The organism is Roseomonas elaeocarpi (assembly GCF_042433915.1).
GTDB lineage: Bacteria > Pseudomonadota > Alphaproteobacteria > Acetobacterales > Acetobacteraceae > Roseomonas > Roseomonas elaeocarpi.
In genome coordinates this window covers 1-24940 of record NZ_JBHLUN010000002.1, presented here as the reverse complement: position 1 = coordinate 24940, position 24940 = coordinate 1, and the positions used below count along the sequence as shown (strand labels likewise).

The 24940-nt window shown below is 71.1% G+C and carries 23 protein-coding genes, 1 tRNA gene and 1 pseudogene; 15 read left to right on the top strand and 10 right to left on the bottom strand.

The features are described 5' to 3' along the window. Positions 1-15 precede the first annotated feature (15 nt). From recF to mutM, 6 genes are all read right to left on the bottom strand, one after another. Positions 16-1182 carry a DNA replication/repair protein RecF gene (gene recF / locus ACFFGY_RS01890; RefSeq protein ID WP_377043190.1) on the bottom strand — a complete coding sequence of 389 codons (1167 nt, stop codon included), beginning with the start codon at positions 1180-1182 and terminating at the stop codon, positions 16-18. Positions 1183-1736: 554 nt separating this feature from the next. Then, positions 1737-2876 (bottom strand): DNA polymerase III subunit beta, encoded by a 1140-nt coding sequence (gene dnaN / locus ACFFGY_RS01885; RefSeq protein ID WP_377042672.1) that lies wholly within the window; start codon positions 2874-2876, stop codon positions 1737-1739. A gap of 159 nt (positions 2877-3035) precedes the next feature. Next, positions 3036-4568: a chromosomal replication initiator protein DnaA gene (gene dnaA, locus ACFFGY_RS01880; RefSeq protein ID WP_377042671.1), complete on the bottom strand. Its 1533-nt coding sequence runs from the start codon at positions 4566-4568 to the stop codon at positions 3036-3038. Between the two features lie 426 nt (positions 4569-4994). Further along, on the bottom strand, positions 4995-5270 hold the full coding sequence (gene rpsT, locus ACFFGY_RS01875) for a 30S ribosomal protein S20 (protein WP_377042670.1): 276 nt from the start codon (positions 5268-5270) through the stop codon (positions 4995-4997). A gap of 255 nt (positions 5271-5525) precedes the next feature. After that, positions 5526-6338 (bottom strand): enoyl-CoA hydratase, encoded by an 813-nt coding sequence (locus ACFFGY_RS01870; protein WP_377042669.1) that lies wholly within the window; start codon positions 6336-6338, stop codon positions 5526-5528. Positions 6339-6557: 219 nt separating this feature from the next. Next, the gene (mutM, locus tag ACFFGY_RS01865; RefSeq protein ID WP_456316140.1) at positions 6558-7670 is read right to left on the bottom strand and encodes a bifunctional DNA-formamidopyrimidine glycosylase/DNA-(apurinic or apyrimidinic site) lyase; all 1113 of its coding nucleotides are present in this window, start codon (positions 7668-7670) and stop codon (positions 6558-6560) included. Positions 7671-7738: 68 nt separating this feature from the next. Between mutM and ACFFGY_RS01860 the strand changes: the two genes are divergently transcribed. Continuing rightward, positions 7739-8476 (top strand): class I SAM-dependent methyltransferase, encoded by a 738-nt coding sequence (locus tag ACFFGY_RS01860; RefSeq protein WP_377042668.1) that lies wholly within the window; start codon positions 7739-7741, stop codon positions 8474-8476. A gap of 315 nt (positions 8477-8791) precedes the next feature. On the opposite strand, the gene ACFFGY_RS01855 is transcribed toward ACFFGY_RS01860, so the two are convergent. Continuing rightward, the gene (locus ACFFGY_RS01855) at positions 8792-10030 is read right to left on the bottom strand and encodes a LysR family transcriptional regulator (protein ID WP_377042667.1); all 1239 of its coding nucleotides are present in this window, start codon (positions 10028-10030) and stop codon (positions 8792-8794) included. 500 nt (positions 10031-10530) lie between these two features. Between ACFFGY_RS01855 and ACFFGY_RS01850 the strand changes: the two genes are divergently transcribed. The 8 genes from ACFFGY_RS01850 (at position 10531) to ACFFGY_RS01815 (ending at position 19420) form a co-directional block, all read left to right on the top strand. Continuing rightward, positions 10531-11517: an ABC transporter substrate-binding protein gene (locus ACFFGY_RS01850; protein ID WP_377042666.1), complete on the top strand. Its 987-nt coding sequence runs from the start codon at positions 10531-10533 to the stop codon at positions 11515-11517. 115 nt (positions 11518-11632) lie between these two features. Continuing rightward, positions 11633-12658 carry an amidohydrolase family protein gene (locus ACFFGY_RS01845; protein ID WP_377042665.1) on the top strand — a complete coding sequence of 342 codons (1026 nt, stop codon included), beginning with the start codon at positions 11633-11635 and terminating at the stop codon, positions 12656-12658. 112 nt (positions 12659-12770) lie between these two features. Further along, positions 12771-13625 (top strand): amidohydrolase family protein, encoded by an 855-nt coding sequence (locus ACFFGY_RS01840; RefSeq protein WP_377042664.1) that lies wholly within the window; start codon positions 12771-12773, stop codon positions 13623-13625. A 12-nt stretch (positions 13626-13637) separates the two neighbouring features. Beyond that, complete coding sequence (locus tag ACFFGY_RS01835; RefSeq protein WP_377042663.1) at positions 13638-14996, top strand: MFS transporter; 1359 nt, start codon at positions 13638-13640, stop codon at positions 14994-14996. A 20-nt stretch (positions 14997-15016) separates the two neighbouring features. Then, positions 15017-16015, top strand: a complete 999-nt coding sequence (locus ACFFGY_RS01830; RefSeq protein WP_377042662.1) for a VOC family protein — start codon at positions 15017-15019, stop codon at positions 16013-16015. Positions 16016-16112: 97 nt separating this feature from the next. Continuing rightward, positions 16113-16973, top strand: coding sequence for an HpcH/HpaI aldolase family protein (locus ACFFGY_RS01825; RefSeq protein WP_377042661.1), 861 nt, complete (start codon positions 16113-16115; stop codon positions 16971-16973). 1 nt (position 16974) lies between these two features. Beyond that, entirely contained in the window at positions 16975-18525 is a 1551-nt protein-coding gene (locus ACFFGY_RS01820) for an acetolactate synthase large subunit (RefSeq protein WP_377042660.1), read from the top strand. A 13-nt stretch (positions 18526-18538) separates the two neighbouring features. Then, positions 18539-19420, top strand: a complete 882-nt coding sequence (locus ACFFGY_RS01815; protein ID WP_377042659.1) for a hypothetical protein — start codon at positions 18539-18541, stop codon at positions 19418-19420. 81 nt (positions 19421-19501) lie between these two features. Here the strand turns inward: ACFFGY_RS01815 and ACFFGY_RS01810 are convergent, their stop codons facing one another. Continuing rightward, entirely contained in the window at positions 19502-20341 is an 840-nt protein-coding gene (locus ACFFGY_RS01810) for a TrmH family RNA methyltransferase (protein ID WP_377042658.1), read from the bottom strand. Positions 20342-20643: 302 nt separating this feature from the next. On the opposite strand from ACFFGY_RS01810, the gene ACFFGY_RS01805 reads away from it, so the two are divergent. After that, positions 20644-21267 (top strand): CatB-related O-acetyltransferase, encoded by a 624-nt coding sequence (locus tag ACFFGY_RS01805; RefSeq protein ID WP_377042657.1) that lies wholly within the window; start codon positions 20644-20646, stop codon positions 21265-21267. Between the two features lie 8 nt (positions 21268-21275). Here ACFFGY_RS01805 and ACFFGY_RS01800 read toward each other — a convergent pair whose 3' ends face one another. Continuing rightward, the gene (locus ACFFGY_RS01800; RefSeq protein WP_377042656.1) at positions 21276-22181 is read right to left on the bottom strand and encodes an aspartyl protease family protein; all 906 of its coding nucleotides are present in this window, start codon (positions 22179-22181) and stop codon (positions 21276-21278) included. Positions 22182-22489: 308 nt separating this feature from the next. Between ACFFGY_RS01800 and ACFFGY_RS01795 the strand changes: the two genes are divergently transcribed. Then, a tRNA-Thr gene (locus tag ACFFGY_RS01795) sits at positions 22490-22564 on the top strand. A 9-nt stretch (positions 22565-22573) separates the two neighbouring features. Here ACFFGY_RS01795 and ACFFGY_RS01790 read toward each other — a convergent pair. After that, complete coding sequence (locus ACFFGY_RS01790; RefSeq protein WP_377042655.1) at positions 22574-22846, bottom strand: hypothetical protein; 273 nt, start codon at positions 22844-22846, stop codon at positions 22574-22576. A gap of 86 nt (positions 22847-22932) precedes the next feature. On the opposite strand from ACFFGY_RS01790, the gene ACFFGY_RS01785 reads away from it, so the two are divergent. From ACFFGY_RS01785 to ACFFGY_RS01770, 4 genes and pseudogenes are all read left to right on the top strand, one after another. Next, positions 22933-23544 carry a hypothetical protein gene (locus ACFFGY_RS01785; protein WP_377042654.1) on the top strand — a complete coding sequence of 204 codons (612 nt, stop codon included), beginning with the start codon at positions 22933-22935 and terminating at the stop codon, positions 23542-23544. Between the two features lie 183 nt (positions 23545-23727). After that, on the top strand, positions 23728-23964 hold the full coding sequence (locus ACFFGY_RS01780) for a hypothetical protein (protein WP_377042653.1): 237 nt from the start codon (positions 23728-23730) through the stop codon (positions 23962-23964). 89 nt (positions 23965-24053) lie between these two features. Beyond that, on the top strand, positions 24054-24608 hold the full coding sequence (gene dcd, locus ACFFGY_RS01775) for a dCTP deaminase (RefSeq protein ID WP_377042652.1): 555 nt from the start codon (positions 24054-24056) through the stop codon (positions 24606-24608). 17 nt (positions 24609-24625) lie between these two features. After that, positions 24626-24940, top strand: a pseudogene (locus ACFFGY_RS01770) (UDP-N-acetylglucosamine 1-carboxyvinyltransferase); the annotation flags it as partial.

The following is a 24940-nucleotide window of genomic DNA, read 5'->3' as shown; positions in this document are numbered from 1 at the left end:
TGACAATATAGGGATTCAGAGCCCTTCCCGCACGGGGTAATCCGCATTTCGCGGCAGCTCCGCGCCGAGTGGCGGAAGCGCCCGCACCCCGCTTCCGTTCTCGCCGGTGCCGAAGCGCTGGGCTGCACCTCCCAGCCCGTCGAACACCGCCATCTCCGTGCCCGTGAGGAAGACCTGGGCGGGCAGGGCGCGCAGCGCCGCGAACAGCGCCTCGCGCCGCGGCACGTCGAGATGCGCCGCGACCTCGTCCAGCAGCAGGATCGGGGCGAATCCGCGCGCCGCGGCGATCAGCGCGGCATGGGCCAGCACCACCGACACCAGCAGCGCCTTCTGCTCGCCGGTGGAACACATCTCGGCCGGCAAGTCCTTGGGGATGTGGCGCATCAGCAGGTCGCAGCGATGCGCCCCGGCGGTCGCCAGCCCCGCCGCCGCGTCGCGCCCCCGGTTGGCCAGCAGCTTCGCCCGCAAGGCGTCCTCGGCGGCCAGCGCCGGCTGTTCCTCCAGCATCCGCGCCACCTCGCAGCTCAGCGCGCAGCGCGCCGCCGGGAAGGCACCGGCGGTGCCCGCTTCCAGCGCCGCGTTGAGGCGGTTCACCATGGCCAGCCGCGCGGCCGAGGCCGCCACGCCGTGCCGCGCCATGGCATCCTCCAGGCTCGACAACCAGCCCGGGTCGTGCCCGCCCTGGCTCAGCAGCCGGTTGCGCTGCGCCATGGCGTTGTCGTGGGATGCGACCTCGCGCGCATGGGTCGGCTCCAGCGCCCAGACGAGCCGGTCCAGGAAGCGCCGGCGGCCCGAGGCGCCCTCCTGGAACAGCCGATCCATCTGCGGCGTCAGCCATACCGCCGCGACCTGGGCCGCAAGCTCCGCCTGCGAGCGCACCGGCATCCCGTCGAGCCGCAGCGCCCGCTTGTCCACTGCCCCGTCCGGCGGCGTGCCGGTGCCGACCTCGAAGGGGCCGAAAGGACCCTCGAAGCGCCCGTGTACGGCCCAGGGCAGGGGACCCGCCGCCGTGTGGCGGCAGAACTCGGCATTGCGCGCCCCGCGCAACCCCCGCCCGGGCCCCAGCAGGCTGACGGCTTCCAGCAGGTTCGTCTTGCCCGAACCGTTCTCGCCCGCCACCACCACGATCGCGGACTCGCAGCGCAGCTCCGCCGCCGCGTGGTTGCGGAAGTCCTGCAGCATCAGCCGCGTCAGCCGCAGTGAAGGCACGGCGGGCAGGGGGCCGCCCGCGACCTCGCCAGCATCTCCCCCGGCGGCACGTTCCTCAGGCAGCAGCGACAGGGTCAAGCACGGTTCTTCCAGCAACAGGTCCGGGAGGATGGCGCGAGGGGAGGGGAACGGGACGGCAGGCCGCCGCGCCGCGGGATAGCGCAACCCGGAAGATGGCGTCGCGCCGGGCCCTGGGCAATGCCGGAGGGTTATCCGCTCGCCGCAAGGCTGGCCCCGGGGAGGAGGAGAAGGTGTTCTCCCCCTCCCCGGACCCCTCCGCCCTCATCTTTTTCTCAGACGCTGCCGCAGGAACGTGGTCAGGTCCGTGCGCTCCGGCTCATGGAGCCGGAGCGAGGGGCGGGTCAGCCAAGGCTGACAGGAAGCTTGATTCATTTTCAGCAGAACCGGCCGCTGCCGTTCCGCGACCGGCTCCCACCGCCTCGCGGCAGCGTCCCGGAAAAAGATGAGCGGGGGTCCGGGGGAGAGAATTCCTTCTCTCCCCCGGAAACGGCGCCGCCCTAAACCCGTCAGACGCGCATCGGCATCAGGACGTAGAGCGCGCTGCTCTTGTCCACGTCCTGCACGATGGTGGGGGCCGAGCCGTCCGAGAAGCGGAACACCAGCTGTCCCTGCACCTGGTCGGTGATGTCCTTCAGGTAGCGCGCCTGGAAGCCGATCTCGAGCGGGGTGGAGCCGTAGGACACGGCGCCGGCGTCCAGTTCCTCGCGCGCCTGCCCCTGCTCGGGCGAGGAAGCGGTGAGCACCAGGGCGTTCTGCGACAGCGCCAGCTTCACCGGGCGCGACCGCTCGGAGGAGATGGCGGCCACGCGGTCCACCGCCTGCGCGAACAGGGCGCGGTCCACCGTCATCTCCTTGTCGTTGGACTTGGGAATGACGCGCTCGTACTCGGGGAAGGTGCCGTCGATCAGCTTCGAGGTCAGCGTCACGCTGCCCAAGCGGAACTGGATCTTGGTGTCCGACAGCCGCACCTCGACCTGGCTGTCCTCGCCGGACGCCTCGTCGGCCAGCTTGCGGACCTCGTTGACCGTCTTGCGCGGCACGATGATGCCCGGCATCCCCGACGCGCCTTCCGGCACCGGCGCCTCGACGCGCGCCAGCCGGTGCCCGTCGGTGGCGACCGCGCGCATCACCTTGCCGCTGTCGGCCTCGGCCACATGGAGGAAGATGCCGTTCAGGTAGTAGCGGGTTTCCTCGGTGGAGATCGCGAAGCGCGTGCGGTCCACCAAGTCCCGCAGCAGGCTGGCGGGCAGCTGGAAGCGGTGCGGCAGCTTGCCCTCGGTCATGGCCGGGAAGTCGTCCACCGGCAGCACCATCAGCGAGGTGACGTAGCGCCCGGCCCGCAGGCCCAGCGGCGCGTCGCCCCCGGCCTGGTCGAACTCCACCTTCAAACCGTCGCCCAGGCGCCGCGCGATCTCGTAGAGCGTCGCCGCCGGGGCGGTGCAGCGGCCCGGCTGGGTCACCTGCACGCCGGTGGTGATCTCCTCGACCACCGCGATCTCCATGTCGGTGGCGGTCAGCGTCAGCCGGTCCTCGCTGGCGTCGAGCAGGACGTTGGCCAGGATGGGGATGGTGTTGCGGCGCTCCACCACGCTCTGGACGTGCGCGAGCGCCTTGAGCAGCACCGCCCGGTCCACCGTGAACTTCATCGCGCGCTCCCCGCCATCCGAAACCGTAGAGCGAGGCAATAGCGCAGGATGGGCCTGCCTAGAAGGGGGAGGTGAGTCGCCGATGCCGGGCGGGCACTGCCCGGGAGAGGCCGGAGGGCCGGCCGGGACGGCGCGGAACCGGGCGCCCGCGCGGCGCCCTCAGGTTTCCAGCATGCGCCGGAGCAGTTCCACGTCCTCGGCGAAGCCGGCATCGCCCTGCATCAGCTCCGCCACCTTGGAAACCGCGTGCATCACCGTGGTGTGGTCGCGGTTGCCGAACTTGCGCCCGATCTCGGGCAGGGAGCGCGAGGTGAGCTGCTTGGCCAGGTACATCGCCACCTGCCGCGGCCGCGCCACGTTGCGCGCCCGGCGCGCGGAGCTCATGTCGGTCAGCCGCATGTTGTAGTGCTCGGCGACCCGCTTCTGGATTTCCTCGATCGTCACGCGGCGGTCGTGGGCGCGCAGGATGTCGTGCAACACCTCCTGGCAGCTCTCCAGCGTCACCGGGCGGCCGAACAGGCCGGAATGGGCGATCAGCCGGTTCAGCGCGCCTTCCAGCTCGCGCACGTTGGAGGTGATCTTGTGCGCCAGGTATTCCAGCACCCGCGCCGGCACCGGAATGCCCGCCACCTGCGCCTTGGCTTCCAGGATCGAGATCCGCAGCTCGTAGGTCGTGGCGTGGATATCGGCCACCATGCCGCAGCCCAGACGCGTGCGAAGCCGGTCCTCCAGCCCCGACAGGTCGGACGGGCTCTTGTCGGCCGACACCACGATCTGCTTGCCGGCATCCACCAGCGCGTTGAAGGTGTGGAAGAACTCTTCCTGCGTGTTGTCCTTGCCGATCAGGAACTGCAGGTCGTCGATCATCAGCACGTCGACGGAGCGCAAGGATTCCTTGAACTCCATCGTCGACTGCGAGCGCAGCGCCGCGATGAAGCGGTACATGAACTTCTCGGCCGACATGTAGGCCACCGAGCGGTCGAGCCCCGGCTCGCGCAGCGCCCAGGCGATCGAGTGCATCAGGTGCGTCTTGCCCAGCCCGACGCCGCCGTACAGGAACAAGGGGTTGAAGCCCGGGCTCGCCGGCTTTTCCGACACGCGGCGCGCGCAGGCATGGGCGAACTCGTTGGGCTTGCCCACCACGAAGCTGTCGAAGGTGAAGCGCGGGTCGAGCGGCGCCGCCCAATCATTCCTGTCCGGGGCGTTCCGGTCGGAACCGCTCCGGTCCGTGCCCGTGCGGTCGAGGCTGTTACGGTCGGGGGCGCCGCGCTCCGCGTCACGCGCCTCGGCGGCCATGCGGCCGGCCAGCGGCTCCGCCAGTCCGCCCTCGCGACGCGCCTCGCCGTCGGGAGCCCCGTCGGCGGGCGCCGCGCTCGCGGCCACGCGGATGTCCACCCGGCGCACGCCAAGGTTCTCGTTCTGCCAAAGCGCGCGCAAGCGGTCGCCGTACTGGCCCCGGACCCAGTCGCGCAGGAAGCGCGTGGGCACCAGCACCACCGCTTCCTCGCCCTCGACCGCGGCCAGCGTCATCTGGCGCATCCAGGTGCGGTACTCGACCTCGCCCACTTCCTCGCGCAGGCGGCCGCGGATCCGCGCCCAGGCTTCCAGGACGCGGTTCTCCGTCACGCCAGCGGAGTCGGAGCCGTTGGCGGGAAGGGCCGGAAATGCACCACGCTCTTCCTGCATCAGCATCCGCATCCTCTCCCCTGCCGGCGATCGAGCGCCGCTCTCCCTGCCACAGCACCACCCGGAAGCGGTGCGCCACGTCCACGCTCCGGCGGGCGGGCCAGCCCCGACAGATCCGGGACCGGCCAGGCTGGCATCGCCAGCTCCGGCGTGGCCCGCGACGGCTGCCTCGCATGAGTCAGGCCGGGCTCGTGGGCCAGACATGAGCGCGAAGGGCGATCCCGAATCAAGCGGAGTCCGTGGATCGATTCGACTCCGGAGTCACACTGTTGCCACGAAGTCGCGATTTGCGTTGCGGCATTGGGATGCCACTTGAGCGACGCTCGGCAGAGGTATTGAAAACATTGGAAAAAATAAGGCCCGAACCAAGCGATCCGGGCCGCGCAAGAACACTCAAGCAAGCGTGATCGAGGCTCCGTGCGGAGCCCCGGGTCAAGCCTGGGCGCTGCCCAGCGACTTCACGCGCGCGGACATGCGCGACAGCTTGCGAGCCACGGTGTTGGCGTGCAGAACGCCCTTGGTCACGGCGCTCTGCATCTCGGGCTGCAGGGCCTGGAAGGCGGCCTGGGCCTGGGCCTTGTCGCCACCCGTCAGCGCGTCCTCGAGCTTGCGCATGAAGGTGCGCACGCGCGAACGGCGGGCGGTGTTGCGCGCGTTGCGCTTCTCGTTCTGGCGGATGCGCTTGCGCGCGGAATCCGTGTTCGCCATGGCTTGAACTAACTGCCGATCATGTCTGTGGGATGCCGCCACCCCCAGGGGCGCAGCAGGTAGGTCGGGGCTTCTAGCGCCGCCCTTCCGGACGAGTCAACCGAGAAGCGCCCGCCACGGCCGCGCGGCGGCGGGGCGACGCCCCGGCCACCGGGGGCTCCGAGCCGCCGCCGCCTGTCCGCAAGAGCGAGCCGCGGCGGTCAGCCATGGGTGGCACGACCGGGTGAACCGCCCCGTTCGCCGGGCCGCTTCCCCTCAACCCTCGCCCCTGTCTCCCGCTGCCTTCACCCCGCCCGCCGCGTCCGGGAAGCGGGCCGGCCGCTTCTCCACGAAGGCCGCCATGCCTTCCCGCTGCCCCGCCGTGCCGAACAGGCTCAGGAACATGGTGCGCTCCAGCCGGACGCCCTCGCGCAGCGTGGTCTCGAAGGCGGCGTTCACCGCGGCCTTGGCCATGGCGACGGCGGCGGGCGAGAGCTCGGCGATCTTCGCCCCCATCGCCAGCGCTTCCTCCAGGAGGCGCTCCGCCGGCACCACGCGCGACACCAGCCCGGCGCGCAGGGCCTCGGCCGCGTCCATGTTGCGGCCGGTCAGGATCATGTCCATCGCTACCGCCTTGCCCACGGCGCGCGCCAGCCGCTGCGAGCCGCCGGCGCCGGGAATGATGCCGAGGTTGATCTCCGGCTGCCCGAACTTCGCCGTCTCGGCCGCCACGATGGTGTCGCACATCATCGCCAGCTCGCAGCCCCCGCCCAGCGCGAAGCCCGCCACCGCGGCGATCACCGGCTTGCGGACCGTCAGCACCGCCTCCCAGGGCGCGATGAAGTCCGCCAGCGCCGTGTCCGGGAAGCGCCGGTCCTGCATCTCGCGGATATCGGCCCCGGCGGCGAAGGCACGCTCGCTGCCGGTCAGCACGACGGCGCCCACCTCCGGGTCGCGGTCGAAGTCGCGCAGCGCCTCGGCCAACTCCGCCATCATCGCGTCGCACAGGGCGTTGAGCGCCTTGGGCCGGTTCAGTCGGATCAGCCCCACCGCCCCGTGCCGCTCCACCACGATCATTTCCGGCGCCATGCGCGTGCCTCCGTATCCAGGGAGACGTCAGGCTAGGCGATTTCCTGCCCCGGGTGAGCCCGCATCCCCGCGATCGTGCGGCGATACCCGACCGGGCGGCGCTGCCCGGCTCCGGCGTGAGGCGCCGGCCGCCTCCGCGCCGAGGCCGGTTCCTCCCGTTCGCGGCAGCGCGGTCGCCCCACCGCCGCGCTGGTATCCCCTTGGGCTGCTGTCTCCCGGCTAGCGCTGCGTCCGAGGGCAGAAGAAGGTCGAGCGCCCCGCCTGCACGATGCGCGCGACCCCTGAGCATTTCGGCGGCCCCGGGCAGGCGGGGCAGGCCACCCCCTCGCGGTCGTACACGCCGAAGCGATCCTGGAAGAACCCGACCTCCCCATCCGCCCGCACGTAGTCGCGCAGGGAGGACCCGCCCGCCTCGATCGAGTCGAGCAGCACCGCCTTGATCGCCGGCACCAGCCGCTTCGCCCTGGCACCCACCACGGTGGCGGCCAGCCGCTCCGGCGAGATCCCGGCGCGGAACAGCGCCTCGGCCACGTAGATGTTGCCCAGGCCCGCCACCACCTTCTGGTCGAGCAGCGCCGCCTTGATCGGCGTGTTGCGCCCCCGGAGCGCCGCCGACAGCACCGCGGGCGTAAAGTCATCCTCCAGAGGCTCCGGCCCCATGCCGGCGAGCAGCCGGTGCCGGTCCTCCGCCTCGGTCGGCACCAGGTCCACCACCCCGAAGCGGCGCGGGTCGCAGAAGCCGACGCGCCAGCCATCCCCGGTCTCGAGGATCAGGTGCTCGTGCTTCTCGCCCGTGGAACCGCGCGCGTCGGAGGCGCGGCCCTGCGGCCCGAGGCTCCCGCCCGCCGCGGCGTCACCCGCGGGATCGGCGGGCAGCCCGCCCGCGCCGCCCCTGGCCAGACCGCCGGCCTCCGCCATTCCGGTCGAATCCTCGCTGTCCCCACCCCCGCCGGCCTGGGGAACGGCCTGCCCGTTCGCGCCATGGCCCGCTGGCGCGTCACCCGCGGCACCCACCCCGCCGCCAGCCAGCACGCCCTCCGTGGCATCCAGCACCAGCGCCTCGCCCGGCGCCGCTTCCGCCATCCGCGCCACCATCCGCCCCGACATGCCGAGGTGGATCAGCATCGACTGGCCCGAGCTCAGCCGCATCAGCATGTACTTGCCCCGCCGGCGGAAGCCCTCCACCCTGTTGCCCTGCAGCCGCTCGGCCAGGTTGTCGGGAAAGGGCCAGCGCAGCCCGGCGCGGCGCGTCTCGGCCCGGGCGATCACCTGCCCCGTCAGCACCGCCGACAGGCCCCGCATCACGGTTTCGACCTCGGGAAGTTCCGGCACTCTACATCTCCGTAAAGCGAGCGGCCGGTTCCTACCCGACCGCGCGCGCTTGCATTAGATAGGGTCGCATGTCCGATCAGACCGATTTCGGGTTCCGCCAGGTTCCCCGCAACCAGAAGGCCGCCCTGGTGCGCGAGGTCTTCGATAGCGTGGCCCCGCGCTACGACGTGATGAACGACCTGATGTCGCTGGGCATCCACCGGCTGTGGAAGCGCGCCTTCGTGGCCGCCATCGGCGCGTCCCCGCGCGAAACCCTGCTCGACCTCGCGGCCGGCACCGGCGACGTGGCCTTCCTGGCCAAGGAGCGCGGCGCGGGGCGGGTGATCCTGAGCGACATCAATGCCGCCATGCTGTCGGTGGGGCAGGGGCGGGCGCTCAACCGCGGGCTGACCGAGGGGCTCTCCTACGTCTGCTCGGACGCCGAGCACATCCCGCTGCCCGACCGCAGCGTGGAAAAGGTGTCGATGGCCTTCGGGCTGCGCAACTGCACCGACAAGGACGCCGTGATCCGCGAGGCACGGCGCGTGCTGCGCCCGGGCGGCCGCTTCCACGTGCTGGAATTCTCGCGCCTGCGCATCGACGCCCTGCGCGGCCTCTACGACGCCTGGAGCTTCCGGGCCCTGCCCGCGATCGGCGCCAAGGTGGCGGGCGATGCCGACAGCTACCAGTACCTGGCCGAAAGCATCCGCCAGTTCCCCGACCAGGAAACGCTGGAAGGGATGTTCCGCGACGCCGGGCTGGAGCGGGTGCGCCACCAGAACCTGTCGGGCGGCATCGTGGCGATCCACACCGGCTGGCGCCTCTGACTCCGGGCTGAGGCGCGCGGGCCGGGAACCGCTCGGGAGGAACCCCGGAGCGTTCCTGTCCCGGCCCCTTGCCGCCGGTCCCGGCTGCCCCGGCGGGGCGTGTCGGCCGCCGGCAAGGCAATCCTGCCGCCATCCGGGCATGGCGGCCGCCGGCCGGGTACTCTGCCGCCCGCAAGGCCGCCCGGCCGTCAGCAGGGCGCCTCGAAACCCGGCGGGCCGTCCCGTACCAGTCGCCGTCCGCAACAGCCCGATCGCCGGCTGGTCACCCCGAACCCCGTCGCGCCGCCCCGGACCGGCGACGCGCCGCCGCAGCGCTCAGCCGGCCTGGCGCATCGGCGCGGCCGCGGCGGCGGCCTTGGTCCGGACGATCTCGATGAAGTCGGCATGGAGCCTGGTCGGCAGCCAGCCGGCGCGCATGGTGATCCCGATCGAGGGCACCGGCGAGATCGGCCCGAAAGGGATGGCGCGCAGCGCGTCGTCGCTGTGCTCCAGCTCGTAGGAGGTCATCAGCGTCAGTCGGTCGCTGCTCCGCAGCAGGTGATGGAGAACCGTGAGCGCGCAGGTCTCGATCTGCGTCCTGGGCTTCGCGCCATGGGGGAACATCTGCTCGAAGCAGGCCCTGCGGCTCGACCCCCGGGTGCCCACCACCCAGTCGCAGCCGGCGAGATCGGCCAGCTCGACCTTGCCCCGGCGCATCAGCGCGTGGCCGCGCCGCGCCACCACGGAATAGGGCGTCGGCGCCAGCGGCAGGGCGACCACCTCCTCGTCCTCTTCCCGCTCGTGCAGCAGGCCCACCACGAGGTCGACATTGCCGTCGCGTAGGCTCCGCCCCATGGCCGGCGCGGTATCGTTGATGATGCGGATATCGGCCCTGGGATGGAGCGCCAGCAGGTTGTCGAGCGCGGAGGCCAGCAGCACGCTGCCGCCGAAGGGCATGGCGCCGATGACGATGGGCCGGCTCGTGCCGCCGCCGGCCACCTCCACCTCGTCGATGCCCAGCTCGATCTCCTGCAGCGCCAGCTTCATCCGCCGCCCGAACACCGCGCCCGCGGGGCTGACCAGCATCCCGGCCGCGGTGCGGTAGAAGAGCGACACGCGCAGATTGCTTTCCAGCCCGCGCGCCGCGCGGTGCAGCGAGGACACCGACAGGTCCAGCGCTTCCGCCGCGCGCTCGAAGGAGCCGTGCTCGACCACGCCGATCAGCACGCGCAGCTGCGTGCGCGTGAGGCGGTTGCTGACGCTCCGCGCGGCCTCGCGCGACGCCGCCGCCCCGCTCTCGGCCAGCGCCTGCTCGATCTGGGCGAAGCAGCGCACCGCACGGGCATGGAAGATGCTGCCGAGCTCGTTGAGGTAGCTGCCGCTGGCCCGGCGGTCGATCAGCCTGGCGCCGACCTGCTGCTCGAACTTGCTCAGCGCCTGGGTCACCGCCGGCTGCGACAGGCCGCATTCCTCGGACGCGCGCCGGGCGCTGCGCAGATCGCCCACCATGGTGAACAGCCGCAGCTGCCGGAAGCTGATGGCGGAGGCCCTCTCCGCCCCCCTCGAGCCGCTCATTTCTTATCATCCTCCAGTGGCCGCCCGGGCCACGGTTCTTATCGCGCGGCGGACAAAATCTCCGGTTGCCCACGCTGCCGTTCTCCATCCCGCAACGGCAATGAAAAGGCAAGCTGAAACAGCCCGGTAACATCCGGGTGCCCGTACGGAGCGGGCCGCGCCCCGTGCCGGCGATGGGCTTCTTCGCAGCACGGCACCACTGGGAAGGGCAGGGCAGCGGGAAAAGTCGACGCGCCGCCCCGATCGCCGTGGGGCAGGGTCACGCAACAACATTCTTATCGGGCCGCACCCGACACCTGCGCCGCGCCGCCCGGTCCACCACGGGGGTATAAGTAATCCGCTTCGGGCGCACGGTTCGGTCGCCCTCGCGTTGACACCCCCCACCCTGCCGCCGCTTCCTCCCGTCACGTCATCGCCTCCGGGTCGACCCCGCTGAGCCAACCCAGCGGACCGACCTTCGGGGGCGGAACAACCGGACGATGCGCGGCAGGAGAGAAAACGTGGGCGAGAAACTGCGGCTGAAGATGGCGATCGCGGAGCACCCGCACACCTCGGCGATCCGCAACGGCTCGATCCCGATCGAGGGCGTCGAGCCCGAGATCATCACCGTCAAGCCGCAGATCGGCGCCTTCCGTCGCATGGTGCGCGACGTGGAGTTCGACGTGTGCGAGCTGGCGCCGACCACCTACATCATCGCGCGCGCCTACGGCGCCCCTTTCGTGGCGCTGCCGATCTTCGTGGTGCGCCGCTTCCACCATTCCGGCCTGCTGGTGCGCCCCGACAGCGGGATCACCACGGTCAAGGACCTGGAAGGCAAGAAGGTCGGCGTGCGCGCCTACTCCGTCACCACCGGCGTGTGGCTGCGTCAGGCGCTGATGGACGATTGCGGCCTCGACGCCTCCAAGGTGACCTGGGTGGTGGATGACGAGGAACACGTGCAGCAGCTCAAGCTGCCCGCCAACGTCATCCACGCGCCCGAGGGCCGCTCGCTCGCCGACATGATGGCCGATGGCGAGCTCGCGGCGGGCGTCGAGGGTGCCGCCGGCATCGGCCGCACCGGCGCCCCCACGGGCGGCTGGCAGGAGGTCGAGGCCAACTACCCCGACCTGCTGCCCAATGCCGCGGAGCTCGAAGCGGACTACTTCCGCCGCACCGGCGTGTACCCGATGCACGGCACGATCGTGGTCAAGGACTCCGTGCTGCGCGAGCACCCCTGGGTCGCGAAGTCGATCTTCGACGCCTTCGAGCGCGCCAAGAACGAGTGGCTGGCGAAGCTGGAGGCCGAGGGGCCGAAGAACCCCACCGAGGCGAAGTACGCCAAGCTGCGCGACATCGTCGGCCGCGATCCGCTGCCCTACGGCATCCAGGAAAACCTGCCCACCATCGAGGCGCTGGAAAAGACGGCCTTCGAGCAGGGCCTGACGCCGCGGCGGATGCGCCTCGACGAGCTCTTCGTCGACCCGGCCAAGGTGTCGCAGCCCGCCTGATCCGCCCCGCCCGGCGGGGTTTCGCCGCCCCGCCGGAGCCGTCGCCCCCCGTCGAGGTCCCCTCGTCGAGGCCCCCCCGTCGCGGCACGGGCGCCGAGTATCCTGGAGCTACGTGATGATCATCGACTGCCACGGCCACTACACCACCGTTCCCAAGAACTTCCGCGACTGGCGCGCGAAGCAGGTCGAGGCGGCCAACGATCCCGCCAACGCACCCTCCGTCGACGGCGCCCATGTTTCCGACGACCAGATCCGCGAGGGCATCGAGGGCGGCCAGCTCAAGCTCCAGCGCGAGCGCGGCAGCGACCTCACGCTGTTCTCGCCCATCGCCGGGCTGATGAGCCATCACCTCGGCAACGAGCGCACCAGCCTCGAATGGGCGCGCGTGTCCAACGACCTCGTGCACCGCGTCACCGAGATGTACCCGGACAACTTCGCGCCGGTCTGCATGCTGCCGCAGTCGCCCGGCGCGCCGATCGCGAACTCCATCCCCGAGCTGCGCCGCTGCGTCGAGGAGCTGGGCTTCGTCGGTTGCAACCTGAACCCGGACCCGACCGGCGGCTACTGGACCGGCAAGCCCGTGACCGACCGCGAGTGGTACCCGTTCTACGAGGCGCTGTGCGAGCTCGACGTGCCGGCGATGATCCACGTCGCGGCCTCCTGCAACCCGAACTTCCACGGCACCGGCGCGCACTACCTCAACGCCGACACCTCGGTGTTCATGCAGGTGCTGCAGTCCGACCTGTTCAAGGACTTCCCCACGCTGCGCTTCGTGATCCCGCACGGCGGCGGCGCGGTGCCCTATCACTGGGGCCGCTACCGCGGCATGTCGCTGGAGATCGCCGGGCGTCCGCTGGAAGAGCTGATGTCGAACATCTTCTTCGACACCTGCGTGTACCACCGCCCCGGCGTCGCGCTGCTGGCCGAGGTCGTGCCGGTCGACAACGTGATGTTCGGCTCGGAAATGATCGGCGCGGTGCGCGGCGTCGATCCGCGCACCGGGCATTACTTCGATGACACCAAGCGCTACGTCGACGCCCTGCCGGATCTGAGCGCGGAAGACCGCCACAAGATCTACGAGGGCAATGCCCGCCGCGTTTATCCGCGCCTCGACGCGCGGCTCAAGGCGAAGGGCCTCTGAGGCGGCGGAAGTTATAACCCCGCGCATGGATTGAACTGGTGCCCGGGCGCGGGGAAGGCGATCGATACGGGAAATGGGGACGCTCGATCCCTTGCCGGAGAGGAAAGATCTGATGGTTCTGCGCTTTATCGACATCCACCCGCACGTCATCTCCGACGACGAGGGCCGCTACCCGCCGGCACCGCTGTTCGGCAAGCGCTCCGACTGGTCGCAGGAACGTCCCTGCACCGTCGAGACGCTGATCGCGGCCATGGACGAGGCCGGGGTGGCCAAGGCGGCGGTGGTGCATTCCTCCACCACCTACGGCTTCGACAACAGCTACGTGGTGGATGCCTGCAACGCGTATCCCGACCGCCTGGTGCCGGTCGGCTCGGTGGACGTGCTGGATCCCGACGCGGTCGGCACGATCCGCGAATGGGTGGGCAAGGGCCTGGCGGGCCTGCGCGTCTTCACCGGCGGCTCCACCAAGGAATTCGACGCCAGCGAGCTCGACGACCCCCGCGCCTACCCGGCCTGGGAACTGCTGGGCGAGCTGGGCCAGCCGATGTGCATCCAGACCGGGGCGGTGGGCCTCGACGCGGTGACCTCGCTGGCCAAGCGCTTCCCGCAGGTGCCGATCATCCTCGATCACCTGGCCCGCCCGGACGTGACCGACGGCCCGCCCTACGCCGCGGCGAAGTCGCTCTTCGCCCTGGCGGCGTACCCCTCGATCTACCTGAAGCTGTCGCCCCGCATCATGAGCGACAGCACCAAGGGCGCCGCCACGCCGGAAACCTTCTTCCCGAAGCTGGCGGCGGAATTCGGGGCGCAGCGCATGGCCTGGGGCTCGAACTTCCCGACCTCGCCCGGCACGCTGGCCGAGATCAAGGCCACCGCCGAGAAGCGCCTGGCCAGCCTGTCGGAAGCGGATCGCGAGTGGGTCTTCGGCAAGACCGCGCAGAAGCTCTACCGCCGGCTGGCGGACTGAGGGCACGCCGCCATGCCGATGAGCAAGAGCGCCGACCTCGCCGTCATGGAGAAGCCGGCGGCTCCGGCGGCGCCCGTGGTCGCCACCTCGACCCTGCAATGGGTCATCCTGGGGCTGCTGGCCCTCGGCGCGCTGGTGTCCTTCGTGGATCGCACCAGCATCTCGGCGGCCCTCACGGTGCCGTCGTTCAAGGCGCATTTCCAGCTGTCCGACATCGATCGCGGCTGGGTCAACTCGGCCTTCTTCTGGTCCTACGCCGTGCTGCAGGTGCCGCTGGGCTGGGCCACCGACCGCTACGGCGTGAAGCGGCCCTATACGGTCTGCTTCTTCGTCTGGTGCGTGGCGACGGCGCTGACGGGGCTGACGACGACGCTGTCCGCGCTGATCGTCATGCGGCTGATCGTGGGGGCGGCGGAGGCCATCGTGGTGCCGGCCAGCTGGGCCTGGATCCGCCGCAACTTCCGCGAGGACCAGAGCGGCACGGCGGTGGGCATCTACATGCTGGGCACCAAGGTGGGGCCTGCCATCGGCGCGCCGGTCGCCGCCTGGCTGATCGTCGCCTTCGACTGGCGCGCGATGTTCGTGCTCCTGGGCATCGTCGGCCTGCTGTGGCTGATCCCCTGGAACCTGCTGGTGAAGAACGACCTGCCCAAGCGTGTGGAGCCAGGGCGTGTGGAGCCAGGGCGCGTGGAGCCGGGGCGCGCGGAAAAGGCCGCGGCCGCCCCGCCCATGGCCTCGGGCAAGCAGGTCCGCGTGATCCTGGCCAGCCCCATGGTCTGGGGCAGCATGGTGACGAACTTCTGCTACAACTACTTCACCTTCTACTGCATGACCTGGATGCCGTCCTACCTGGTCGAGCAGCGGGGACTGCCGCTGCAGCAGATGGGGCTCTACTCCTTCTTCAGCTTCATCGGCATCGCCATCGTGGCGCTGGCGGCAGGCTGGGTCGCGGACCGGCTGATCGAGCGCGGCTACGACCCGATCCTGGTGCGCAAGGTCTTCACCATCGCGGGCTTCCTGTTCGCCTCGACCGTGGTGCTGGGCGCCTTTGCCGACACGGTGAACGAGGCGCTGTTCTGGAACGTCGCCTCGCTTTCGGGCCTGGGCCTGACCACCGCGAACCACCTCGCGCTGTGCCGCCTGACGCTGATCCCGAAGTCGATCGTGGGCCTGGTCACCGGCTTCCAGCAGGTCGCCACCGCGCTGGCCGGCATCGTGGCACCCATCCTGTCGGGCTGGCTGCTCCAGGTCAGCGGCAGCTACAACCTCCCCATGCAGGTGATCTTCGTGTTCCTGATCATCGGCGCCTTCACGACAGCGCTGGTGCTGCGGCCGCAATGGGCGCCCCGCGTCGTCGAGACGGAGGCTTGAGCGTGGCACAGGAGGCAAACGTGTTCGTTCCGAACGTCGAGAAAAATCCCCCCTTCAACATCACCCGCGCCAGCCACGTCCGCTACCGCGTGAAGGACCTCGATCGGAGCCTCGTCTTCTACACCGAGGTTCTGGGCTTCGTGCTGAGCGACCGCGAGGGGGGCGTCGCCTACCTTCGCGGCATCGAGGAGGCCTGCCACCACAGCGTCGTGCTGATCCAGTCCGACGAGGGCGGCCGCGTCGCCGAGTGCATCGGCATGCGCGTCGCCTCCGAGGACGACCTGCACCGCGCGCGTGAGCACATCACCGCCACCGGCGGCAGCGCCGAGTTCATCGAGCGTCCGCACCAGGGCCCGACGCTGCTGACGACAATGGCGCCCGGCACGCCGCCGATCGAGCTGTGTTCCTCCATGCCGGTGCTGCCGCGCCTGCTCAACAACTTCCCGGCGCAGAAGGGCGGCCGCGTGCTGCGCCTCGACCACTACCAGTGCGTGGTGCCCGACCTGCCCACCGCGGTGAACCGCTTCCTCGGCCTGGGCTTCCGCCCGTCGAAATACACCACCGACGTCGACAGCGGGCAGGTGCTGTCGATCTTCCTCACCCGCAAGAACAACCCGCACGACATCGTGCTGGCGCAGGCCGCCGGCCCCCGCCTGCATCACGTGGCCTTCGTGGTGTCGGACCTGCAGGCGATCATCCGCGCCGCCGACATCGCCGCCAATCTCGGCTGGGGCCGCGACGTGGAGCACGGGCCCGGCCGCCACGGCCCGCCGAACGGCATCTTCATCTACTTCCGCGATCCCGACGGCAACCGCATCGAGTTCATCCTGCCGCCCATGCAGTTCATGGACCCGGAGGACATGCCCAACACCTGGAACTCCACCGACAGCGTGTCGCTGGTGCCCTGGGGCTCGGGCCCGCCGCAGCGCTGGCGCGAGGAGATGACCCACTTCGCCGGGATCGAGCCGGGCGGCGGGCCGCTCGCGCGCTGGACCTCGCTCACCAACAAGACGGGCTGAGGCCCGCCGCGCGCCCGGGCCCGGCATCCGTTCTGGGCGCGCCGGCCACGCAGCATCCACCACGACGCAGTCCATCACGCAGCAAGGGGAAATCACCATGTCCGGCAGCACCCGCCTCAACGGCATCATCCGCGCCTGGGAACAGAACAAGCCCGCCTTCACCTGCTTCGCCAAGGTCGACAAGCTGACCGCGCAGGAGATGAGCGACGCGCCCTACGACGGCGTCGTCTTCGAGATGGAGCACAACCCCTACGACGTGTCGGCGCTGGGCGACGCGCTGCAATACATGCTCAACCGCAAGACCATCGCGAGCTCTGGCTCCGTGGCGCCGTCGGTGACGCCGCTGGCGCGCGTGCCGGCCAACGGCATCGAGATGAACCAGTCCTTCGCCAAGCAGGTGCTCGACCGCGGCGTTTACGGCGTGATCACCCCGCACGTCGCGACCGTTGAGCAGGCCTACAACGCCGTCGCCGCCTGCCGCTACGCCCGCCCCAAGGGCGCCGCCCTGTACGAGCCCAAGGGTGCCCGCGGTGACGGCCCGGCCACCGCCGCGCGCTACTGGGGCCTGACCCAGGCGGAATACTACGCCAAGGCCGATGTCTGGCCGCTGGCCCCCCAGGGCGAGATCCTGGTGGGCCTGATGATCGAGAGCCCCGAGGCCATCGAGAACCTCGACGACATGCTGGCCAACGTGCCCGGCATCGGCTTCTGCCTGATCGGCGAGGGCGACCTCAGCCAGGCGCTGGGCTTCCCCCGCCAGTACGAGCACCCCGAGGTTCTCGACGCCATGCGCCGCATCGTCGAGACCTGCCACAAGCACAAGGTCCGCGTCGGCAACCCGCACACCAATGCCAAGAATGTCGATCGCCTGCTCAAGGAAGGCTACTCCTTCCTGATGGCCGCGCCCTCGCGCAGCTACGGCGTGGTGGGCCAGGGCCGCGAGCTGGCGGGCTACTGAGGTGAACGGCGCCGGCAGCCTCGTTTCAACGCTGGTCGACCGGGGGGTGGAGGTCTGCTTCGCCAACCCCGGCACGTCCGAGATGCACTTCCTGTCGGCGCTCGAGAATCCCAGGATGCGCAGCGTCCTGTGCCTGTTCGAGGGCGTCTGCACCGGCGCCGCGGACGGCTGGTACCGCATGCGCGACACCCCGGCCTCGACCCTGCTGCACCTGGGGCCGGGGCTGGCGAACGGGCTGGCCAACATCCACAACGCCAAGCGCGCCTCGTCGGGGATGGTCAACATCGTCGGCGAGCATTCGGCCAGCCACCTGCGATACGACCCGCCGCTCACCAGCGACATCGAGGGCCTGGCGCGGCCGCTGTCGCACTGGGTGCGCCGCGCGGAATCCGCGGCCACGATCGGCTGGGACACCGCGACCGCCGTGGCCAAGGCGCGTGAGCTGCCGGGCCAGATCGCCACGCTGATCCTGCCGGGCGACACCGCCTGGATGGATGCCGGCGAGGCGATCCTGCCCCCCGCCGTGGCCCCCACGCGCAAAACGCCCGACGCGGCCCGGATCGAGGCCATCGCGAAGGTCCTGCGCTCGGGCGAGCCCGCGCTGATCATCCTGGCCAACAAGGCCACGCGCGGCCGCGCGCTGGAACTCGCCGGACGCATCGCCGCCGGCACCGGCTGCCGCCTCGGCTCGCAGTTCTTCACCGCCCGCATCGAGCGCGGCGCGGGCCGCGTGCCGATCGAGCGCATCCCCTACGCCGTGGCGCAGGGCAGCGCCTTCCTGGCCCCCTTCCGCCACCTCGTCACGCTCCAAACCAAGGAGCCGGTGGCCTTCTTCAGCTATCCCGACAAGCCGAGCCTGCTGAAGCCGTCGGGCACGCAGGTCCACGCGCTGGCCGAGATGGAGGAGGATGCCGAGGCCGCGCTGGAAATGCTGGCCGATGCCCTGGGCCTGCGCCGCACCGCGCCGCGCCTGCAGGAACGCATCGAGACGCCGCGTCCCACCGGCGCGCTCAACCCGCTCAGCATCGCCCACGCGCTGGCCGCCGCGACGCCGGAAAACGCGATCGTGGTCGACGAATCCCTGACCACCGGCCGCGAAACCATGGGCTACACCATGGGCGCGCGGCCGCACGACCTGATCAACAACCTGGGCGGCTCGATCGGCTACGGCACGCCGGTGGCCACCGGCGCCGCGCTGGCCTGTCCGGACCGGCGGACCATCTGCATGGTGGGCGACGGATCGGCCATGTACACGATCCAGTCGCTCTGGACGCAGGCGCGCGAAGGCCTGCCGGTCACCACCGTGATCTTCGCCAACAACCAGTACGCCATCCTCAAGGCCGAGTACGCCAACATGGGCGCCGGCACCACGCCGGGCCCGCAGGCCATGGCGATGATCGACATCGACCGCCCGACGATCGACTGGGTCGCCATGGCGAAGTCGATGGGCGTGCCGGGCGTGCAGGTCGACACGGCGGAAGGGTTCCACGACGCGCTGGTGCGCTCCGCGCAGGAACCCGGCCCGTCGCTGATCGAAGTGAAGCTGTACTGAGAAGCAGGAGCCGATGACCACCACGCTCAAGACCAACCTCGCCGACTATCCCGTCACCAAGGCGATCCGCGACGGCCGCGTGCGGTCCGACACGGTCACGCTCGACATCTGCGGGCCGGAGCAGGCGCATAACGGCTTCAAGGCGATGCTGCGCGAGAACGCCTACGACTGCGGCGAGCTCGCGATCGTAACGCTTCTGCAGGCCAAGGCCTACAACAAGCCCTACGTGATGCTGCCGGTGCCGGTCTCGGGCCGCTTCCAGCACCATTGCGCCGGCTTCAACGGCGAACTCTTCGACCTGCATCCCAAGGACATCGAGGGCAAGCGCGTCGGCGTGCGCACCTACGCGCAGACCACCGGCCTCTGGGTGCGCGGCATCCTCAAGCACGAATTCGGCGTCGACCTCGACAAGGTCACCTGGTGCACCACGGGCGAGGGGCATCTCGCCGAGTATTCCGACCCGCCGAACTGCGAGCGCCTGCCCAAGGGCTCCGACATCGGCAAGATGATGCTGGACGGTGAGCTGGTGGCGACGCTGCAGGGCGTCGACCTGCCCAAGGACCCGCGCGTGAAGCGCCTGATCCCCGACCCGCACGCGGCCGCCAAGGCCTGGTACGCGCGCGAGGGCGTGGTGCCGATCAACCACGTCTTCGTGGTCCACGAGGAGATCTCGCGCAGCAAGCCCGAGGTGGTGCGCGAGATCTACCGCATGCTGGTGGAAAGCCGCGAGATGACCGAGGGCGGCGTGCCCGAGCCTTTCCCGCCGATCGGCATGGAGGCGAACCGCAAGGGCATCCAGCTCGCGATCGACTGGGCGCTCGAGCAGAAAATCATCCCGCACCGGATGAGCGTCGACTCCCTGTTCGACGAGACCACGGCCAGCCTCGGCGCCTGAACGGCACGGCCGGCGGCGGCCGGAGCCTCCGCGCTTGAACGACGCGGGCGGCGGGGGCAGGGGCCTCCGCCGGCCGCCGCCTCAGCGCTGCGCTTCCGTCACCGCGAAGATCATCAGCCCCGCCGCCACCGCGAGGTTGAGGCTGTCCACCCGCCCGCGCATCGGGATCTTCACCAGGAGGTCGCAGGCACCCGCCAGCTCCTCGGACAGCCCCGTCGTCTCGGTGCCCATCGCCACCGCCACCGCCTCGCCGTAGGGCGCCCTCCGGTAATCCAGTTCGGCGGCCAGGCTCGTGCCCGCCAGCGCCACGCCGTGCCGCGCCCGCCACCGCGCGAACTCCTCCAGCCCGGCGCGCGCCACCGGCAGCACCAGCAGCGCCCCGGCCGAGGCCGCCACCGCGTCCGGCCCCCAGGGGTCGCAACTCTCGCCCAGCAGGATCAGCCCGGCCACGCCGGCCGCCTCGGCCGAGCGCGCCACGGCGCCGAGGTTGCGCGGGTCGCGCGGCGCTTCCAGCACCGCGAAGGCGGCGGGCCGCACCACCGGCAGCGCGTCGAGCGCCACCCAGGGCTGGGGCAGCGCGGCCACCACGCGCGGCGGGTTGTCGCGCCCCGACAGCGCCGCCAGCACCGCGGGGCCGGCCGGGATCATCTCCGCGCCCCCGGCGGCGCAGCGCTCCGCCATGGCCTGCAGCGCCGCGCCGGCGCGCCCCGGGTCGAACACCAGGCTCGCCACCGTCCGCCCGGCGTCCAGCGCCATGCGCAGCGCATCCTCGCCCTCTGCCAGGAACAGCCCCGTGGCCGCGCGCCCCTTGCGCTCGCGCAGCAGCCGCAGCGCCTTGATCCGCCCGTTGGCGGCGCTGGTGATCGTGGCCGCCGGGGTGGTTCCTGGGGTGGCGCCGGCCTGAAACGGATCGTGTGTCATCTCGGGCACCATCCTAGAGCCTGCGGCGGCGCTGGCCAGCGACGGGTGCCGGGGCCGGGAGGGCAGGGCCGACGCGGCGCGGCCAGGAGGCGCGGAACCAGAAGGCGCGGGACCAGGGCGTCGGAGCCGCGACGGCGAGGGCGGGGCGCGTCAGGCCATCCGGCTGGGACCGGGGCTTGCCGCACCGTTTGCGAAGCGGGCGGCGCCGGGCGCGTCATCGCCGCTCCGGGCCGCTCCGGGCAGGCCCGTCCCGCCGCGCCCGCCCTTGCCCGCGATGCGCCGGCCGCCCACAAGCGCCTCCCATGGAGATCACCGGTCCGACCCGCTGGCTGCGCGAGTGCAACACCGACCCGCGCGTCACGGTCGGCGAATGGACCTATTTCGACCAGCGCATCGAGCTCAACCTGTGGCGCGAGGATGAGCGCGTGGAGATCGGCCGCTACTGCTCCATCGCCAAGGACGTGGTGATCCACGGTGGCGGCAACCACCGGCTCGACCGCGCCACGACCTTTCCGCTGGTGGGCCTGGGCTTCGCGGAAGGTGAGGGCCCCGATCCCGCGCCGTCGCGCCCGACGCGCATCGGCCACGACGTGTGGCTCGGCGCCGGGGCGGTGGTGCTGGCCGGCGCCGAGATCGGCCACGGCGCAGTGATCGGCGCGCGCGCCGTGGTGGCGGGGCGCATCCCGCCCTACGCCGTGGCGGTGGGCAACCCCGCCCGCGTCCATCGCCTGCGCTTCCGCCCCGACACGATCGAGCGCCTCCTCGCCGAGGCCTGGTGGAACTGGCCGGTGGAGGAGGTGCGGGCGCGCGTGGCCTACCTGTACCGCAACCCGGACGGCGACCGGCCCGCGCCGGACGCGGTGCCGGCCCGGGCGAAGGGCGATGGCTGGCTCCCGCGCTTTTTCCGGCGTTCCGGCGGACACTAGGAAATGCGCTACGGCGCTACGGAGCGCGCTGCATCGCCCGGGGCGGCGCTGTTCGTGGCGGCCTTGCCTGGGGCAGGATTGTTTGGCGAGGGCGGGGCAGCGGCACGCTCCACGAAGATCCGCCGCGCGGCGTAGCTCAGCCAGAGGTGCTGGGTGTTGGTGTATTGCGCGCCGAGCAGGAACGGCGCCGCCTGGAAACCGTATCCCGGCCGGTCGATCACGCCCAGAACGGGATTCGGGAAGCGTGTCGGGCCGATCCGCATCTCGCGAAAGCGGTAGGGATAGATATCGTGCGGCGTGTCCCCGATGCCGTGGGCCTGCGTGCGCCGTATGTTCGCCGGCGGCTCCGGCAGGTCCAGCAGCGCCGTGGCCCGCTTGTCGATCAGGGTGCCCGCGGACCCCGTGTCGAGCAGTGCCTGGAAGCTGCGCCCGTCCAGCTCGACCTGCGTGCCCAGCCACAGATTCGTTGCTTGCCAGGTCGGCAGGGCCGCGTAGGGACGCTTCCAGTTCGGCAGCCCCGCTCGGCACAGGCCCACGGGATAAAGCGTCATGCGCCCGTGCGGCAGGTCGAGGTCGACGTCGGCCTGGCTCAGCAGGTCGATGCCGAGCAGCCCGTCGCCCGGGGTAGGACGCAGCGCTTCCAGGGTGGGGAGCGCGAGCACCAAGCGGCGGCTCTCAGCCAGCGACAGCGGCCCCAGCGCAATCGGACCGACCGCCGCCGTGGGCACGCGCGTCAGTCCGCTGATCCCACCCGACAAGGAGGTGCGCGTCGGGTCCGCCACGATGCCGAGCCGCTGCGCACCGGAAACCGTCAGGGCGGTGCTCTCCGCACCCGTCTCGAGCACCATCACCGCCGGCTTGCCGTCGACCTGCACGGTCACCAGCGGCGTCCTGCCGTTCAGGGTGACCGGCACCACCGTGCCCTGTTCCGGCCCGCAGGGCGCCGGGCCCGCGCAGGCGGCGGGAAGCAGGCAAAGGAAAGCGACGCGAATCCGCCGGCGCAAGGGAACCATGCCGGCAGCTTAAGGGTCGAAGTTTTAAAAGCATCCCGGCCCTCGCCTTTCCCGGCGGGGCCAGCGCAGCGGGTCGTGGGCAGGCCGCAGACCCTGGCCCGGAGCCACCCTCCCAGCCATTCCGCACGAGACGATGCATCGCCTGCGCGCAGGGGGCTTGCCACCCGGAAGGGCAGGGGCTAGGAACCGCCTCGCTCCGGGACAAGCACGCTGCTGTAGCTCAGGGGTAGAGCACTCCCTTGGTAAGGGAGAGGTCGAGAGTTCAAATCTCTCCAGCAGCACCATTGTTTTCGTTAGGTTTCCGGTGAGCGCCACAACGGCATTTCTCGTCCAATGGACGAGGATTTCGAGTTATCCACACCTACCAAGGCGTCCGCGGCCTTCCTGAGGTAGTCGGGATGGTGGTGGGCGTAGACCTTCTCCACCATGGCGACCGTGTTTCCGAGAAAGCCTGCAACTTCCTCGGACAGTTCCCCTGGCGACCACCACCCGGCGTGTTCTGCCGGCTCGTCTTCCCCGAACAGGGTGCGCGGATGCGCCCGCCACCGCCGTTGCGCATCCTTCACGATCCGCCGAGCGCCGCCCCGAACCTTGCCCCGGCCGCCGCGCCCTCGCTATGCAGCATGACAATCCTGCCACGGAGGGCACCGCCATGCGCTGGCTGGTTCTCGCAACGGTTCTGATGTCGCTGCTGGGCTGCGCCTCCGGACCGGAGGCGACGGCGCCCACGCGCGGCGCGGCACTCGGGCCCTCCGCCCCCGACCCGGCCCAACCCCCGGCCCAAGCCCCAGCCCAACCGCCGGGCACGCTGCGGCCGATCGATCCGGACACGGTGCGCGTCGCCGCCGCCATGGTGGGCCGGACGCAGGGCACCGGCGCGGCGGTGCGGGTCCTGACCCTGGCGGTCAGCTGCGGCCTGCGGAGCGAGGAATGGCGCGCCCGGGTCATGTTCCACGTCATCCTGATGGGGCGGGTGCAGGCGATGTCCGTGGCGGCCGGGCGGAGCGACCTCGTCGAGCGCGCCTTCAGCTTCGCCAGCGGCGTCGCGGCGGGGGCGCAGGGGGCTGCCGTGCAGGAATTCGCCGGCCACGGGCGGGCCGCCTGCGAGGGCATCGCGGACTCGCCCTTTCTTCCCGGGCTGGATCTGCTGAACAGCCTGCCCAGGCCTGGCCAGCCCGGAAGCGGGGGAACGGGGCAGGGCGTTCCGGGGAGCGGGGCCGCGCCGGCGCCTGACCCGGCGCCCGCGCTGAGGCCCAACACCTGACCGGTGCTGCCGGCGGAACCCTGCGCCGCCTGCGCTGGGATGGTTGCAGAAAGCTGATTTTGCTTGAAAATTGCTCAGTTCCGCGGGCATGATGGCGGGTGCCACCGGCGCCCTCTCACCGCCGGCATTGGCTGGCGAGGAAGTAAGATAGTAAGGTGGTAAGATAGTAAGGCGAACGCGGTCATGCCCCGCTTCGTCCGTTCCTGCCTCCCCTTGCCCGACCGCATGACCCAGCGCCCCGACGACCCCGATCCGCCGCCCGCCCGCGCTCAGCCCACCCCCGCGCAGCGCGCCGCCGCCGAGCGCGAAACGCGGCTGGCCCGGGCGCTGCGCGAGAACCTTCGCCGCCGCAAGGCGCAGGGCCGGGCGCGCGAGGACGCGGCGGCCGCCGGCGAGCCCGCCAAGGATGAGCAGGGCTGACCGCCGCGCGCCGGCGGTGGACGGGGTGGTGCCCGGCGGGCTAATCCGGCGGCCCGAACAAGCCTGACCCGAACGGACCGCCCCCGCCCATGCCCATCATGCCCGACACCTGGATCCGCCGCATGGCGGCCGAGCAGGGCATGATCGAGCCCTTCGTGGAAGCGCAGCGGCGCGAGGGCGTGATCTCCTTCGGTCTTTCGTCCTACGGCTACGACGCCCGCGTGGCGGATGAGTTCAAGGTCTTCACCAACGTCGACAACGCTCTGGTGGACCCCAAGAACTTCGCCGAGGACAGCTTCGTCACCCGCCGTGGGCCGACCTGCATCATCCCGCCCAATTCCTTCGCCCTGGCGCACACGGTGGAATACTTCCGCATCCCCCGCGACGTGCTGGTGATCTGCCTGGGCAAGAGCACCTATGCCCGCTGCGGCCTGATCGTGAACGTCACCCCGCTGGAGCCAGAGTGGGAAGGGCAGGTGACGATCGAGATCAGCAACACCACGCCGCTGCCCGCACGCATCTACGCCAACGAGGGCATCTGCCAGTTCCTGTTCCTCCAGGGCGCCGGCGCGCCGGAGGTCAGCTACCGCGACCGCGCCGGGAAATACATGCGCCAGCGCGGCGTCGCGCTGCCGCGGCTCTGACGGGAAGGGCTGGACACATGGACCGGATACGTTTGACGGGTGGCCGCGTTTTGCGCGGCACGATTGCGGTGGGGGGTGCGAAGAACGCGGCGCTGCCGCTGATGGCGGCATCCCTGCTGGGCGAGGCGCCGCTGGTGCTGGAAAACGCGCCTGCGCTGGAGGACGTGCGCACCATGGCGCGGCTGCTGGCCCAGCACGGGCTGAGCGTGGAGCACGACACGCGCGCGCGCACCCTCACCATGGGTGGCGAGGCGAGCAACCTCGAGGCGCCCTATGACCTGGTGCGCAAGATGCGCGCCTCGGTGCTGGTGCTGGGGCCGCTGGTGGCGCGC